The sequence below is a fragment of the Azotobacter beijerinckii genome (assembly GCF_900110885.1).
Lineage (GTDB): Bacteria > Pseudomonadota > Gammaproteobacteria > Pseudomonadales > Pseudomonadaceae > Azotobacter > Azotobacter beijerinckii.
Genome location: NZ_FOFJ01000012.1, coordinates 40,996 through 55,198, shown reverse-complemented (window position 1 = coordinate 55,198; position 14,203 = coordinate 40,996). Strand labels below are relative to the sequence as shown.

12 protein-coding genes and 3 tRNA genes are annotated in these 14,203 nt (G+C 67.8%); 7 read left to right on the top strand and 8 right to left on the bottom strand.

From position 1 onward, the window contains the following. Window positions 1-28: 28 nt before the first annotated feature. Window positions 29-2,476: an acyl-CoA dehydrogenase gene (locus tag BMY22_RS08500; RefSeq protein WP_090621151.1), complete on the top strand. Its 2,448-nt coding sequence runs from the start codon at window positions 29-31 to the stop codon at window positions 2,474-2,476. 61 nt (window positions 2,477-2,537) lie between these two features. Then, entirely contained in the window at window positions 2,538-2,945 is a 408-nt protein-coding gene (locus BMY22_RS08495; RefSeq protein ID WP_090621149.1) for a PA2817 family protein, read from the top strand. Window positions 2,946-3,036: 91 nt separating this feature from the next. Here BMY22_RS08495 and BMY22_RS08490 read toward each other — a convergent pair. The 4 genes from BMY22_RS08490 to BMY22_RS08475 form a co-directional block, all read right to left on the bottom strand. Further along, window positions 3,037-3,112, bottom strand: a tRNA-Gly gene (locus BMY22_RS08490). Between the two features lie 114 nt (window positions 3,113-3,226). Further along, a tRNA-Gly gene (locus tag BMY22_RS08485) sits at window positions 3,227-3,302 on the bottom strand. Between the two features lie 2 nt (window positions 3,303-3,304). Continuing rightward, window positions 3,305-3,380: transfer RNA gene (locus BMY22_RS08480), tRNA-Glu, on the bottom strand. Window positions 3,381-3,534: 154 nt separating this feature from the next. Further along, window positions 3,535-4,416, bottom strand: coding sequence for an ATP-binding protein (locus BMY22_RS08475; RefSeq protein WP_090621147.1), 882 nt, complete (start codon window positions 4,414-4,416; stop codon window positions 3,535-3,537). A gap of 101 nt (window positions 4,417-4,517) precedes the next feature. Here BMY22_RS08475 and BMY22_RS08470 point away from each other — a divergent pair, with 101 nt between their 5' ends. Next, the gene (locus BMY22_RS08470; RefSeq protein ID WP_090621146.1) at window positions 4,518-6,836 is read left to right on the top strand and encodes a hybrid sensor histidine kinase/response regulator; all 2,319 of its coding nucleotides are present in this window, start codon (window positions 4,518-4,520) and stop codon (window positions 6,834-6,836) included. Between the two features lie 89 nt (window positions 6,837-6,925). Here BMY22_RS08470 and BMY22_RS08465 read toward each other — a convergent pair whose 3' ends face one another. Together BMY22_RS08465 and msrB are read right to left on the bottom strand one after the other, a co-directional pair. Continuing rightward, window positions 6,926-7,411: a glutathione peroxidase gene (locus BMY22_RS08465; RefSeq protein WP_090621144.1), complete on the bottom strand. Its 486-nt coding sequence runs from the start codon at window positions 7,409-7,411 to the stop codon at window positions 6,926-6,928. A 76-nt stretch (window positions 7,412-7,487) separates the two neighbouring features. Continuing rightward, on the bottom strand, window positions 7,488-7,919 hold the full coding sequence (gene msrB, locus BMY22_RS08460) for a peptide-methionine (R)-S-oxide reductase MsrB (RefSeq protein ID WP_090621142.1): 432 nt from the start codon (window positions 7,917-7,919) through the stop codon (window positions 7,488-7,490). A 255-nt stretch (window positions 7,920-8,174) separates the two neighbouring features. On the opposite strand from msrB, the gene BMY22_RS08455 reads away from it, so the two are divergent. The 4 genes from BMY22_RS08455 (at window position 8,175) to BMY22_RS08440 (ending at window position 11,550) form a co-directional block, all read left to right on the top strand. Further along, window positions 8,175-9,386 carry a pyridoxal phosphate-dependent aminotransferase gene (locus BMY22_RS08455; protein WP_090621140.1) on the top strand — a complete coding sequence of 404 codons (1,212 nt, stop codon included), beginning with the start codon at window positions 8,175-8,177 and terminating at the stop codon, window positions 9,384-9,386. A gap of 5 nt (window positions 9,387-9,391) precedes the next feature. Continuing rightward, a complete protein-coding gene (locus tag BMY22_RS08450) occupies window positions 9,392-9,841 on the top strand; it encodes a hypothetical protein (RefSeq protein WP_090621138.1) in 450 nt (149 codons plus the stop codon). A gap of 91 nt (window positions 9,842-9,932) precedes the next feature. Continuing rightward, window positions 9,933-10,805, top strand: coding sequence for a protease HtpX (gene htpX / locus BMY22_RS08445; protein WP_090621136.1), 873 nt, complete (start codon window positions 9,933-9,935; stop codon window positions 10,803-10,805). A gap of 97 nt (window positions 10,806-10,902) precedes the next feature. Beyond that, on the top strand, window positions 10,903-11,550 hold the full coding sequence (locus BMY22_RS08440; protein WP_090621135.1) for a DUF2959 domain-containing protein: 648 nt from the start codon (window positions 10,903-10,905) through the stop codon (window positions 11,548-11,550). Here BMY22_RS08440 and BMY22_RS08435 read toward each other — a convergent pair. Together BMY22_RS08435 and BMY22_RS08430 are read right to left on the bottom strand one after the other, a co-directional pair. After that, window positions 11,547-12,203 (bottom strand): thiopurine S-methyltransferase, encoded by a 657-nt coding sequence (locus BMY22_RS08435; RefSeq protein ID WP_090621133.1) that lies wholly within the window; start codon window positions 12,201-12,203, stop codon window positions 11,547-11,549. The two genes, BMY22_RS08440 and BMY22_RS08435, sit on opposite strands and share 4 nt — an antisense overlap. Before the next feature lie 115 nt (window positions 12,204-12,318). Beyond that, window positions 12,319-14,010, bottom strand: a complete 1,692-nt coding sequence (locus tag BMY22_RS08430) for a DEAD/DEAH box helicase (protein ID WP_090621131.1) — start codon at window positions 14,008-14,010, stop codon at window positions 12,319-12,321. Window positions 14,011-14,203 lie beyond the last annotated feature (193 nt).

Sequence of the window (14,203 nt, the reverse complement as noted above, 5' to 3'; positions counted from 1 at the left end):
CCTGCACCGCCACTCAGGAAGGATGCCCATGTTGCTCGCCTGGCTTCTGCTGCTGGCCGTCGGTCTGGTCGTGCTGGCCCACCTGCGCACGCCGGCGCTGCCCGCCCTGGCGCTGCTCGCCCTGTACCTGATCGCCATGGGCCTGTCCGGCGACGCGCCCGGCTGGCTGCTGGTCCTGCTCTGGTTGCCCTGGCTGACGGTCGCCCTGCCGCTGCTCCTGCCGCACCTGCGCCGGCGCCATCTCAGCGCCCCAGCGCTGGCCTGGCTGGGCAAGACCCTGCCGCCGCTCTCCGGCACCGAGCGCAACGCCATCGAGGCCGGCAGCGTATGGTGGGACGGCGAGCTGTTCGGCGGCAGGCCGGACTGGGACAAACTGCTGAGCTACCCGAAACCCAGCCTCGCGGCGGAAGAGCAGGCCTTTCTCGAGGGCCCCGTCGAGGAGCTCTGCGCCATGGTCAGCGACTGGGAGATCGGCCAGCGCCTCGACCTGCCGCCCGAGGCCTGGGCGTTCATCAAGGCGCAGGGCTTCTTCGCCCTGATCATTCCCAAGGAGTACGGCGGCAAGGGTTTCTCCGCCCACGCCCATTCGCAGATCGTGACGAAGCTGGCCACCCGCAGCGGCGATCTGGCCTCGACGGTGATGGTGCCCAACTCCCTCGGCCCGGCGGAACTGCTGCTGCGCTACGGCAGCGAGGCGCAGCGCCAGCACTACCTGCCGCGCCTGGCCGAGGGCCGGGAGATCCCCTGCTTCGCCCTGACCGGCCCCTATGCCGGCTCCGATGCCGGCGCCATGCCCGACAGCGGCGTGATCTGCCGCGGCCCGTGGCAGGGCGAGGAGGTGCTCGGCCTGCGCCTGAACTGGGAGAAGCGCTACATCACCCTCGGCCCGGTGGCCACCCTGCTCGGCCTGGCCTTCAAGACCTACGACCCCGAGCACCTGCTCGGCGACCGGGAGGAACTGGGCATCAGCCTGGCGCTGATCCCTACCGATACGCCCGGTGTCGAGATCGGCCGCCGCCACCTGCCGCTCGACGCCGCCTTCATGAACGGGCCGAACGCCGGCCGGGACGTGTTCGTGCCGCTGGACAACCTCATCGGAGGCCGGGAAATGATCGGCAAGGGCTGGCCGATGCTCATGGAGTGCCTGTCGGTGGGCCGCTCGATCTCCCTGCCGGCGGTCGGCGCCAGTGTGGCCAAGGGCTGCAGCTACGTCAGCGGGCGCTATGCGCGGGTCCGCGAGCAATTCGGCATGCCGCTGGCCAGCTTCGAGGGTATCCAGGAGGCCCTGGCGCGGATCGGCGGCAACGCCTGGCTGATGGACAGCGCGCGCCTGCTCACCGCCCAGGCGGTGGACCTCGGCGAGCGGCCCGCGGTGCTCTCGGCCATCCTCAAGTACCAGTTGACCGAGCGCGCCCGCGAATGTATCGCCCATGCCATGGACATCCACGGCGGCAAGGCCATCGCCATGGGCCCGAACAACTACCTGGCGCGCCTCTGGCAGAGCACGCCGATCTTCATCACCGTGGAAGGCGCCAACATCCTCACCCGCAACCTGATGATCTTCGGCCAGGGGGCGGTCCGCTGCCATCCCTACCTGCTGCGGGAAATGACCCTCGCCGGCCGTGCGGAGCAGCCCGGAGCACTGGAGGAGTTCGATACCGTGCTGCTCGAACACCTCGGCCACGCCGTCGGCAATGCCGCCAGCACCCTGCTGCTCGGCCTCGGTGGCGGCCGGCTCGACCGGACCCCGGGCGATGCGGCGAGTCGCCGCTATTTCCGCGCCCTGAACCGCCTGGCCGCGGCCTTCGCCCTGCTCGCCGACCTCTGCCTGCTGCGGCTCGGCGGCGACCTGAAGCGCCGCGAGCGTCTCTCGGCGCGCCTGGCCGACGCGCTGAGCCACCTCTATCTGGGCTCGGCCGCGCTCAAGCGCTACCACGACCAGGGCTGCCCCCGGGAACAGCATGCGCTGCTCGCCTGGGCCCTGGAGGAGTCCCTGGCCCGGGCCGAGGAAGCCCTGGCCGGTCTTCTCGCCAACTTCCCCGGCCGCCCGCTCGGTCTGCTGCTACACGCCCTGGTATTTCCCCTCGGCCGCCGCCACCGGGGCCCCTCCGACCGGCTGGATGCGCAGATCGCCGAGATCCTCGGCCGTCCCGAGGACGACCCAGCCCTGGCGTCCCTGCTCGACGGCTGTTACCGCCCGCAATCCCCCGACCAGCCGCTCGGCGCCCTCCGCCAGGCCTTCAAGCGGCTCACCGCCAGCCAGGCCAGCGCCCGGAAACTGCGCACGGCGCTCCGCGGCGGCCAGTTGCACCCGGCGCCCGGTACCGACCCGATCGCTGCGGCGCTGGCCGCCGGGGTGCTGGACAGCGCCGAGGCCGCCGCCCTGCAGGCCGCGGAAGAGGCCCGGCGACGGGTCATCGACGTCGACGACTTCGCCCCGGAAGCGCTGCGCCTGCACGAAGGCCAGGTCCGCTGAGCGGGCGAAGCGCTCAGCCGCCGCCTGTTATACTCTGCGCGCCCTTCACGACAGGTATCCCATGGCCATTTCCTACCTCGACCACCATCTCGCCCTGCTCGCTCACCTGCGCGGCATCCTCGTCGCCCTCGGCGAGGCCGAACAAGTCGCGGACGAAAGCCACGCGCTGTTCATGGAGCGCTTCGACGAGCTGCTGGCAGCCCTGGCGGACCGCCCGGAGAACAGCCACCTGGGCCAGGAGCTGATCTGCCAGGTGTTCCAGCGCTATCCGCAGATCGCCCACCTGGTGCCGCGCGACCTGCTCTGGTTCTTCGGCGGGGATTGCCTGCACTTCATGCCGGACGAGGAAATCGCCCTCTACCAGGAACTCGACGAGCGCCGCTTCGAAGCCGAAGCCAACGACGCGCCCTTCGACTGGAACCGGGAAAAGCAGCTGCTCGCCCTGCCGGAAGGTAGCAGCCGGCACTGAACGCAAAAGGCCCGCCATTCGGCGGGCCCAGAAGCTCTTTCGGAAACGGAAAAACAAAAACGCCGCTCGATGAGCGGCGTTTTCGTGAATCTGGAGCGGGAAACGAGACTCGAACTCGCGACCCCGACCTTGGCAAGGTCGTGCTCTACCAACTGAGCTATTCCCGCATTGCTTGTCCCGTGGGACGTTTTACCCGGATCGCTTTTGCGATTCCACTGTGCCGCCCCGTCCGGGGCGTTGCACCGAAGATGACGATTCGCCAACCGACGCCTTCGAGAAACTGGAGCGGGAAACGAGACTCGAACTCGCGACCCCGACCTTGGCAAGGTCGTGCTCTACCAACTGAGCTATTCCCGCATTGGCGTCCCCTAGGGGACTCGAACCCCTGTTACCGCCGTGAAAGGGCGGTGTCCTAGGCCACTAGACGAAGGGGACGCGGCCCGGAACTTACAACAGCTTTTTCTTCCGGCTTCCGACGCTCGACTTTCGCTTAGACGCCAGAAGTGGGGCGCATTCTAGGGAGCCTTTTCGAGGCCGTCAACACCCGAATAAAGATTTTTTAAATCAACGACTTCCCGAAACCGCACGGTTAGCCGAGGAGCTGCAGGCCGACCCAGTGGCGGGCGAACTGATAGGCGCAGCGGCCATTGCGGTTACCGCGCCCCTGAGCCCAGCGGATCGCCGCTCTCTCCAGCGCTTCGTCCCACGCCCAGACCAGACTGCACTGCCCAGCCACCACCTCGATCCAATGACGCACCACGGCCAGGTAGTGATCCTGGGTGAAGGGATAGAAGGACAGCCACAGGCCGAAACGGTCGGACAGGGCGATCTTGTCCTCCACCGCCTCGTTCGGATGCACCTCGCCGTCGACCAGTTGCCAGTTGTCGTTGTCGCTCTGCCTCTCCGGTACCAGATGGCGGCGATTCGAGGTGGCATAGAGCAGCACGTTGTCCGGGGCGCGCTCCAGGGAGCCGTCCAGCACGCTCTTCAGTACCCGATAATCGCCCTCGCCGGCCTCGAAGGACAGGTCGTCGCAGAACAGCACGAAGCGCTGCGGCAGAGCGGCCAGCCGCTCGACCACCCGCGGTAGGTCGGCCAGATGGTCGCGCTCGATCTCGATCAGGCGCAGGCCGGCCGCGGCATGTTCGGCCAGTAGCGCGCGAACCAGGGAGGACTTGCCGGTGCCGCGGGCGCCCCACAGCAGGGCATGGTTGGCCGGCAGGCCGGCGACGAACTGGCGGGTGTTACGCGACAGCTGCTCGCGCTGGCTGTCCACGCCGATCAGGTCGGCCAGCTGAATATCCAGGCTCACCTGCAGCGGCAGCAGCGCCCCGCCGCGCCCCTCGCGATGCCAGCGCGCCGCCAGGGTGCGCGTCCAGTCCAGCGGGGGTTGTGCCGTCGGCAACAGGGGCTCGAGACGCTCCAGCAAGACCTGCGCCTGGTCAAGAAACTCGTTGAATCGGACGTTCACAATCCTTCCTCAAAACGATGCTCAGAATGCACAAAGGGTTCTGCCAGCCCGGGACCCGGTTGGGTTATCCTACGCGGCTACATTTGGGTTCCAGCCACCGCATGAACATAGCGCCAACCAACCGCCTCTCCTACAAACAGGCCTCTCTGGCGGTACTGGCGGCGTTCCTGCTCGGCACCCTGCTCAGCCTGGCGAAGATCGGCGTCGATTATGCCAGCCAAAGCGCGTCCATCGAACGCGAAATCAACAGCCTGCAGCAAATCAGCCTCAACCCGGCGGCGCGCATCGCCTACAACATCGACGCCGAACTGGCCCAGGAGCTGCTTCTCGGCCTGCTGCGCTCGCCGGCGGTGATCGGCGCGGAAATCATCGGCAGCGACCACCGCCCCCTGGCCTCGGTCAGCCGCCCGGCGATGAGCAGCGAATACCGGGTCTTCAGCGACATGCTCTTCAAGCCCCGGCGTTACTTCGAGGCGCCGCTGAGCATCGCCCACGCGCCCGACGAGCCCCTCGGCTTCCTGCGCCTGGAAATCGACACCTACGCCTTCGGCAGCGCCTTCCTCGAACGCTCCGGACTCACCCTGCTGACCGGCTTCGCCAGCAGCCTGCTGCTCGCCATGGTCCTGCTGGTGGTGTTCAACCGGATGCTGACCCGCCCGCTGGTCGGGATCATCCACCAGTTGAGCGAGCACAATCCCAACGAGAGCCGGCAGTTGCTCTGCCCGACGGGCCACGAGAACGATGAAATCGGTATCCTGGCCCAGACCATCAACCAGCTGCTACGCAAGACCGGCCAGGAAATCGACCAGCGCCGCGAAGCCGAGAACCGCCTGACCGAATATCTCGGCGAGTTGGAAAACATGGTCTCGTCGCGCACCGCCGAACTGGAAGCGGCCAACGCCCGGCTGACGCAGAGCAACCGCGACCTGGAAACGGCGCGGAGCATGGCCCTGGAGATGGCCCAGGCGCGCTCGGCCTTTCTCGCCAACATGAGCCACGAAATCCGCACGCCGCTGAACGGCCTGCTCGGCATGCTCTCCCTGTCCCTCGACGGCCCGCTCAGCAGCGAGCAGCGCCAGCAGCTTTCCGTCGCCCATGCCTCGGGCAAGGTGCTGGTCCGACTGCTCAACGACGTGCTCGACCTGTCCAAGTTCGAGTCCGGCCAGATGGAGCTGGAGCAGATCCCCTTCGATCTCGGCGCGCTGATCGAGGATGCCACCACCCTGCTCTCGCAGAGCGCGGCGCCCGGCGTCGAGCTGACCTGCCTGATCGACCCCGAACTGCCGGCCCAGGTGATCGGCGACCCGACACGGGTCAGACAGATCGCCAGCAACCTGATCTCCAACGCGCTCAAGTTCACCCGTTTCGGCCGAGTCGACGTTCGCCTCCAGGCTCGCGACGGTTGCATGCGGCTGGCCGTTCGCGACACCGGCATCGGCATCTCCCGGGAGGCCCAGGCGCGCATCTTCCAGCCCTTCGCCCAGGCCACCGCCGACATCACCCGCCAGTACGGCGGAACCGGCCTCGGCCTGGCCCTGACCCGCAAGCTCTGCGAGGCCATGCAGGGCCGGCTCGCCTTCAGCTCCAAGGAAGGGCTGGGCAGCACCTTCACCGTCGAGCTGCCCCTGCCCAGCCACACGCCGGCCACGCCCCGCGCCGCGCTGCAGGGCCGCGTCGTCGCCCTCACCCCCGGCAGCAGCGGCCTGGCGGATCTGCTCGAAATGCAGCTGCCGCACTGGGGACTGGAGTACCGGCGAGCGGATATCGGCTGCGGGCTGGCCGGCATCGAGGCCGACCTGCTGATCACCGACTGCCCGCAATGCCTACTGGGCCTGCGCCCGGCCATCGGTTTCCCGTTCCTGGTGGTCACCGCCTACGGCAGCTTCCTGCCACGGGAGGAAACCCTGGCCCTGGCGCCCCTCCAGCAACTGGCCCGGCCGCTTTCCCGGTCGGCCCTGTACCTAGCCGTAACGCGCGCCCTGCAGGCCGTCGAGGAGCCCCCGCCCAGCGAGGTGCCGGACTCGCGGGCAGCCCCCCGGCAGCAGCAAGTCCTGCTCGTCGAGGACAACCCGGTCAACCAGATGGTCGCCAAGGGCATGCTGGTCAAGCTGGGCTACGAGGTCGCCATCGCGCCCCATGGCGCCGAGGCGCTCTCCTACCTGGAACACGGTCCGGTGGATCTGATCCTGATGGACTGCAACATGCCGGTCATGGACGGCTACGAGACCAGCCGGCGGATTCGCCAGGACGGCCGCTGGCCGGAGCTGCCGATCATCGCCCTGACCGCCAACGTCCTGCCGGAAGAACGCGAACGCTGCCGCAGCGCCGGGATGAGCGACTACCTGGCCAAGCCCCTGCGCCGAGAGGACCTGGCCAACATGCTGCACACCTGGCTGCCGAGCGGGACGAGCGCTACATGAGTGGAGCCGGCGACGGGCTCGACGACCCTGCGGCAGACGAGGAAAGGGCACTGCGCGAAGCCAGTCTGGTGCTGGCCGTCGGCCAGTCCCTATTCAAGCAGGGCTTCGATTTCGCTGCAGAGCTTACCCGGGTCGGTCGTGGGAGCGAAACGCCTGACCACCCGTCCCTCCTGGCCGACCAGGAACTTGGTGAAGTTCCACTTCACGCGCTGGCTGCCCAGCAGGCCTGGCGCGCGTTGCTTCAGCTCCGCGAACAGGGGGTGCGCCCGGGGCCCATTGACCTCGACTTTCTGAAACAGCGGAAAACCGACGCCATAGTTAGATTGGCAGAACTCGGCGATTTCGAGTTCATCGCCTGGCTCCTGCTGACCGAACTGATTGCAGGGGAAGCCCAGCACCACCAGCCCCCGTTCCCGATAGCGCTGCCAGAGCATCTGCAGGCCCTCGTACTGGGGCGTGAAACCGCAGCGGCTGGCCGTGTTCACCACCAGCCAGGCGCGCCCGGGAAAATCGGCCAGCGTCTTGCGCTGACCGTCGAGGGTGGTGCAGGGAATCTCGAACAGCGAATCGCCCATGGCGATGTCCTCCAGGAAGGGACGGGGCAGTCCCGGGCAGTGCTCCGGTCGTCGGCAGAATGACCTTGCCTGCCCCTCACCAGCTCTGGTCGAGCTCGGCGGGCTCGTCGACCTCGCCGCGCGGCACCAGGCGCAGCGAGGCGGAATTGATGCAGTAGCGCAGCCCGGTCGGCGGCGGGCCGTCGGGGAACACGTGGCCCAAATGGGCATCGCAGCGGGCGCAGAGCACCTCGATGCGGTGCATGCCGTGGCTGTAGTCGTCGCGGTTGGACAGGGCGCTGGCGGCGACCGGCTGGAAGTAGCTGGGCCAACCGCAGCCGGCGTCGTACTTGGCGTCGGAATCAAACAGCGGCGCATCGCAGCAGGCGCAGTGGTAGACCCCGGGCACGCTGGTGGCGTAGTACTTGCCGCTGAAAGCCCGCTCCGTGCCGCCCAGACGGCAGATGCGGAAGCGCTCCTCGGACAGGAGTTCCCGCCAGGCATCCAGGGATTTTTCGAGCTTGTCCATGCGTGTACCTCCTTCGATTGGAAAAAAGCCCGACCGGTACCTTTCCACCGAATCGGGCCGCGACGTATGATTCGCCTCCAGTTTGTCATCCGCGTCATCCATAGCCAAGGCCGCAAGACCCGAATCGGTCCGGCGGCGAGATGGCCGCGTTCGCTGACCCGGCGTCCGCGCCCGAGCCCGGCCCCGGCCGGCACCGCCGCTCTCCTCCCCTGCCCGACTCCGGCCCCTGCGCGCTTCTTCTTCGGGATCACACACATGCAGGTTAGTAAATCGAACAAGCTCGCCAACGTCTGCTACGACATTCGCGGGCCGGTGCTCAAGCACGCCAAGCGCCTGGAGGAGGAAGGCCATCGCATCCTCAAGCTGAACATCGGCAACCCGGCGCCGTTCGGTTTCGAGGCCCCCGAGGAAATCCTCCAGGACGTGATCCGCAACCTGCCCACCGCCCAGGGCTACAGCGACTCCAAGGGGCTGTTCAGCGCCCGCAAGGCGGTGATGCAGCACTACCAGCAGAAAAAGGTGGAAGGCGTCGGCATCGAGGACATCTACCTCGGCAACGGCGTCTCCGAGCTGATCGTGATGGTCCTGCAGGCCCTGCTCAACAACGGCGACGAGGTGCTGATCCCGGCGCCCGACTACCCGCTGTGGACCGCGGCCACCAGCCTGGCCGGCGGCAAGGCGGTGCACTACCTGTGCGACGAGCAGTCGAACTGGTACCCCGACATCGCCGACATGAAGGCCAAGATCACCCGCAACACCAAGGCGCTGCTGCTGATCAACCCGAACAACCCCACCGGCGCGGTCTATCCGAAGGAAGTGCTGGAGGAGATCGTCGAGGTCGCCCGCCAGAACAACCTGGTGATCTTCTCCGACGAGATCTACGACAAGATCCTCTACGACGATGCCCAGCACATCTCCACCGCCTCGCTGGCGCCGGACGTGCTCTGCCTGACCTTCAACGGCCTGTCCAAGGCCTACCGGGTGGCCGGCTTCCGCTCCGGCTGGGTGGCCATCTCCGGACCCAAGCACAAGGCGCAGAGCTACATCGAGGGCCTCGACATCCTCGCCAACATGCGCCTGTGCGCCAACGTGCCGGCCCAGCACGCGATCCAGACCGCCCTCGGCGGCTACCAGAGCATCAACGACCTGATCCTGCCCGGCGGGCGTCTGCTCGAGCAGCGCAACCGCGCCTGGGAGCTGCTCAACGACATCCCCGGCGTCAGCTGCGTCAAGCCGATGGGCGCGCTCTACGCCTTCCCGAAGATCGACCCCAAGGTCTGCCCGATCCACAACGACGAGAAGTTCGTCCTCGACCTGCTGCTTCAGGAAAAACTGCTGATCGTCCAGGGCACCGCCTTCAACTGGCCGTGGCCGGACCACTTCCGCGTGGTCACCCTGCCGCGGGTCGACGACCTCGAACAGGCCATCGGGCGTATCGGCAACTTCCTCAAGAGCTACCGCCAATAACCGCGATGGACCTGCAGATCGACGATTTCCACAAGGACGCCGCCGCCGGCCTGCTGCGGCTGCATCGGGCCTTCCCGCGCAAGATCGCGCTGTACGTGGAAGACCTGATCGGCCGCGAGGAGCCGGACGAGTTCGGCCTGCCGAGCACGCGCCACCAGAGCTGCCTGAGCGCCCTGCTCTGGCTGGCCGAGGAAGGCTACCTGCGCTTCGATTCGACCATCCGCTACGAGGCCCTGGACCAGGCCGTGCTCAGCGAAAAGGGCTTCCTGCGCCTGTCCCGCACGGTCGCCGACGCAACGCCGGCGGACCCTGCGCTGCCGGCCGGCGTGCGGCGGGTCCGGGCCACTCTGGCCTGGCAACTGCGCGAGGCCCTGGCGGAGGGCGACGGCGAACGCCTGGTGCGCCTCGGCCGCCTGATCTTCGACAACTCGTCGACCGCCCGGCCAGAGACATAGTCTGAAATAGTCTCCCGGTTGAAGAGCCCGGGGGCGCGACCTTATATAGCCCGGCATGAAACCTATGCCTCTTTGAGGAGAACCTGATTCCATGATGCGCATCCTGCTGTTCCTGGCCACCAACCTGGCGGTGCTGATCATCGCCAGCATCACCCTGAAACTGCTCGGGGTCGACCGCGCCACCGGCCAGAGCTACGGTAACCTGCTGATCTACTGCGCCGTGTTCGGCTTCGCCGGCTCGCTGGTGTCGCTGTTCATCTCCAAGTGGATGGCGAAGATGAGCACCGGCACGGAAATCATCAGCCAGCCGCGTACCCGCCACGAGCAGTGGCTGCTGCAGACCGTCGAGCAACTGGCCCACGAGGCCGGCATCAAGACGCCCGAGGTCGGCATCTTCCCCGCCTACGAGGCCAACGCCTTCGCCACCGGCTGGAACCGCAACGACGCGCTGGTCGCGGTCAGCCAGGGCCTGCTGGAACGCTTCTCGCCGGACGAGGTGCGTGCCGTGCTGGCCCACGAGATCGGCCACGTGGCCAACGGCGACATGGTCACCCTGGCGCTGGTGCAGGGTGTGGTGAACACCTTCGTGATGTTCTTCGCGCGGATCATCGGCACCTTCGTCGACAAGGTGATACTGAAGAACGAGGAAGGCGAAGGCATCGGCTACTTCGTCGCGACCATCGCCGCCGAGCTGGTGCTCGGCATCCTCGCCAGCATGATCGTCATGTGGTTCTCCCGCCGCCGCGAGTTCCGCGCCGACGAGGCCGGCGCCCAGCTGGCCGGCACCCGCTCGATGATCGGCGCCCTGCAGCGCCTGCAAGCCGAGCAGGACGTTCCGGTGCACATGCCGGACAGCCTGACCGCCTTCGGCATCAACGGCGCGAAGAAGGCCAGCCTCGCCGCGCTGTTCATGAGCCACCCGCCGCTGGAGGAGCGCATCGAGGCGCTCTACCGGCGCGGCTGACGACGCGCCGCCGGGGCGGCGGCCTGCTAAGATGGCGAACAGGAAAAGGGGCGACCTCGGGTCGCCCCTTTCGTTTGTGCCGGAAACGGGAGACCCCATGCGCCGATTGATTCTCGCCTGCTGCACCCTGCTCAGCCTCGGCGGCTGCCAGGGCGCCTACTACTCGATGATGGAAAAGGCCGGCGTCCACAAGCGCGACATCCTCGCCGAGCGGGTCGGGGCGGCACGCGACAGCCAGCTGGAAGCCAAGGAGCAGTTCAAGGACGCCCTCGAACGCTACCGCAGCGTGGTGCAAGTTCAGGACGGCGACCTTGAAGAGCGCTACACCGCCCTCGATCGCGAATATCGGGCCAGCGAGGCCAGCGCCAAAGCCGTGCGCCAGCGCATCGCCGCCGTCGAGGACGTGGCCGAGGCGTTGTTCGAGGAATGGGAAGGCGAACTCGACCAGTACAGCAACCCCACCCTGCGCCGGGCCAGCGCCAAGGAACTGGAGCGCACCCGCAAGCAGTACACGACCCTGCTGGCGCGCATGCAGGCCGCGGAGAAACGCATCGAGCCGGTACTCGGCATGCTGCGCGACCAGGTGCTGTTCCTCAAGCACAACCTCAACGCTCGCGCCATCGGCGCGCTGCAGGGCGAATACCGCAGCCTGCAGGGCAACGTCGACCAGTTGCTGCGTGACATGCAGCGCTCGATCGACGAGGCCGACAGCTTCGTCCGTCGCCTGCAGGCACCGCTCGACTAATCGCGCGCCAGACGGTAGACCCGCTCCTCCAGCCGCTCCAGCCCACGCTGGAGGAACTTCCAGTTCTCCTTGAGCACGTCGGGCGCCTCCAGCAGCTGCAGCCGCCAGTCATGCGCCAAGAGGCGCTGCACCTCGTGGTCGGGAACGGCGAAGGGCGGGCCGTCCATCTGCGCCTGGTCGTAGTCGAGGGTGACCAGCAGCCCCCGGCAAGCCGACGGCAAGATCGCCGACAGATGGGCCACATAACGCTCGCGCATCGCCGGCGGCAGGGCGATCAGCGCGGCCCGGTCGTAGAATCCCCGGCAGTCGGCGACGTCGGCGGCGGTCAGGGCGAAGAAGTCGCCGCAGCGGATCTCCACGAGACCGGCCCGGTAGACCGTGAAGGCGCCTTCGCGGTCGACCTGCGGCTCCAGCCGCTGCTCGGCGAAGAAATCCTGCACCGCCCGCTCCGCCAGCTCGATGCCCAGCACCGCAAAGCCCTGCCCGGCCAGCCAGGCCAGGTCGAGACTCTTGCCGCACAGCGGCACCAGCACCCGGCTGCCCGGCGCCAGTTCCAGCCCGGGCCAGTGGCGGCTCAGGTAGGGATTGACCTCCGGCTGATGGAAGCCGATCTCGTTGCGCGCCCAGCGCGCCTGCCAGAAATCCTCGTGCACGTGTTTCTCCTGCAAGTCGACGATGCGCAGGAGACTCTACACGCGAAACGCCCGGCCGCGCTGCAGAAACGAAAAAGCCCTGCCATGGGCAGGGCTTTTTCAGTTCAGCGAGGACTTAGTCCTCGCGATAGCGGCGCAGCTTCAGCTGCTTGCCGGCGACGCGGGTGTCGCGCAGCTTGCCGAGCAGGCGCTCGAGGCCGTCCTCCGGCAGCTCGATCAGGCTGAAGCTGTCGCGGACCTGGATACGGCCGATCGAGTCGCGGGCCAGGCCGCCCTCGTTGAGGATGGCACCCAGCAGGTTCTTCGCGGCGATCCCGTCGCGCGCGCCCAGGGCGGCACGGCAGCGGACCCGGCCTTCCGGCAGGGGCATCGGCGCACGCCGCTCGCGGTGTACGCTGCTGCGCTCGCCGCCACGCTCGGGGGCGCGCTCGCTGCGCTCGCGCCGCTCGCGCGGCGCGGCCATGCCCGGCACCAGCGGCTGCTCGCGCTCGACCTCGGCCAGGGTCAGCCCCTGGCCGTTGGTGGCCTTGCGCAGCAGGGCCGACGCCAGGGCGCGCGGGCTGCAGTCGAGTTCGGCGGTCAGACGGTCGAGCAGCTCGCCGTGGCTGGCTTCGGCTTCGGCCAGCAGCGGTTGCAGGCTGGCGGTCAGTTTGCGGATGCGCGCATCCAGCACCTGCTGGGCGTTGGGCAGGTGCACTTCGGCGACCTTCTGCCCGGTGACCCGCTCGATCACCTGCAGCATGCGCCGCTCGCGCGGCGTCACCAGCAGCAGGGCCCGGCCGTCGCGACCGGCACGGCCGGTGCGGCCGATGCGGTGCACGTAGGACTCCGGGTCGTAGGGCATGTCGACGTTGAACACGTGGGTGATCCGCGGCACGTCGATGCCGCGGGCCGCCACGTCGGTGGCGACGACGATGTCCAGACGACCGTCCTTGAGCGACTCGATGACCCGCTCGCGCTGGTTCTGGGCGATGTCGCCGTTCAGCGCGGCGGCCTTGTAGCCCTTGGCTTCCAGGGCGCTGGCCAGATCCAGGGTGGCTTGCTTGGTACGCACGAAGGCGATCAGCGCATCGAACTCCTCGACCTCCAGCAGACGCAGGACGGCAGAGGTCTTCTGGTCGGCATGCACCATCAGGTGGGCCTGGTCGATGCGCGCCACGGTCTGGGTCTTGGCGGCGATCTTGACGTGCTGCGGCTCGCGCAGGTGCTTCTCGGCGATCTCGCGGATCGAGTGCGGCAGGGTGGCGGAGAACAGCACCGTCTGGCGACTTTCCGGCAGGGCCGCGAAGATCACTTCGAGGTCGTCCATGAAGCCGAGCTTGAGCATCTCGTCGGCCTCGTCGAGGACCAGATGCTTGACGGTGGAGAGCAGTTGCTCGTCGCGACGCAGGTGGTCGCACAGGCGGCCGGGGGTGGCCACCACGATCTGCGCGCCCTGGCGCAGCGCCTTCAGCTGCGGGCCCATCGGCGCGCCGCCGTAGACCGCCACCACGCCGACGCCGGACAGTTGGCTGGAATAGGTTTCGAAGGCGGTGGCCACCTGCAGGGCCAGCTCGCGGGTCGGCGCGAGGATCAGCAGCTGCGGCTCGCGACGCGCCGGGTCGATGCGCGAGAGCATCGGCAGGGCGAAGGCCGCGGTCTTGCCGGTGCCGGTCTGGGCCTGGCCAATCATGTCGTGACCGGCGAGGATCACCGGGATCGCCTGGGCCTGGATGGGGGATGGTTCCTCATAGCCCACTGCGGTGATGGCGGCGAGTACGGCGGGATGAATACCGAGTGCGGCGAAGCCGCCGGTCTCCTGGGTCATTGGATCTGCCTCAATGTGCATCCGCAAACCCAAGGCCGAAGGCTGCGCGCATGCCATGCAAAGACCCGAAGGTCACCCTGGCAGCCCGGTCGGCAAGAATTTGCGAGAACGCGTGATGGATGGGATGGATCGTCAAGGATAGTCCGCAGGGCGGACCCGCAGCCGAAGGCGGAGCTTCGGGGAAGTTGCTACC

Coding starts and splice junctions, on each gene's coding strand:
- BMY22_RS08500 (WP_090621151.1), top strand. CDS start 29: ATGTTGCTCGCCTGGCTTCTGCTGCTGGCCGTCGGTCTGGTCGTGCTG.
- BMY22_RS08495 (WP_090621149.1), top strand. CDS start 2,538: ATGGCCATTTCCTACCTCGACCACCATCTCGCCCTGCTCGCTCACCTG.
- BMY22_RS08470 (WP_090621146.1), top strand. CDS start 4,518: ATGAACATAGCGCCAACCAACCGCCTCTCCTACAAACAGGCCTCTCTG.
- BMY22_RS08465 (WP_090621144.1), bottom strand. CDS start 7,411: ATGGGCGATTCGCTGTTCGAGATTCCCTGCACCACCCTCGACGGTCAG.
- msrB (WP_090621142.1), bottom strand. CDS start 7,919: ATGGACAAGCTCGAAAAATCCCTGGATGCCTGGCGGGAACTCCTGTCC.
- BMY22_RS08455 (WP_090621140.1), top strand. CDS start 8,175: ATGCAGGTTAGTAAATCGAACAAGCTCGCCAACGTCTGCTACGACATT.
- BMY22_RS08450 (WP_090621138.1), top strand. CDS start 9,392: ATGGACCTGCAGATCGACGATTTCCACAAGGACGCCGCCGCCGGCCTG.
- htpX (WP_090621136.1), top strand. CDS start 9,933: ATGATGCGCATCCTGCTGTTCCTGGCCACCAACCTGGCGGTGCTGATC.
- BMY22_RS08440 (WP_090621135.1), top strand. CDS start 10,903: ATGCGCCGATTGATTCTCGCCTGCTGCACCCTGCTCAGCCTCGGCGGC.
- BMY22_RS08430 (WP_090621131.1), bottom strand. CDS start 14,010: ATGACCCAGGAGACCGGCGGCTTCGCCGCACTCGGTATTCATCCCGCC.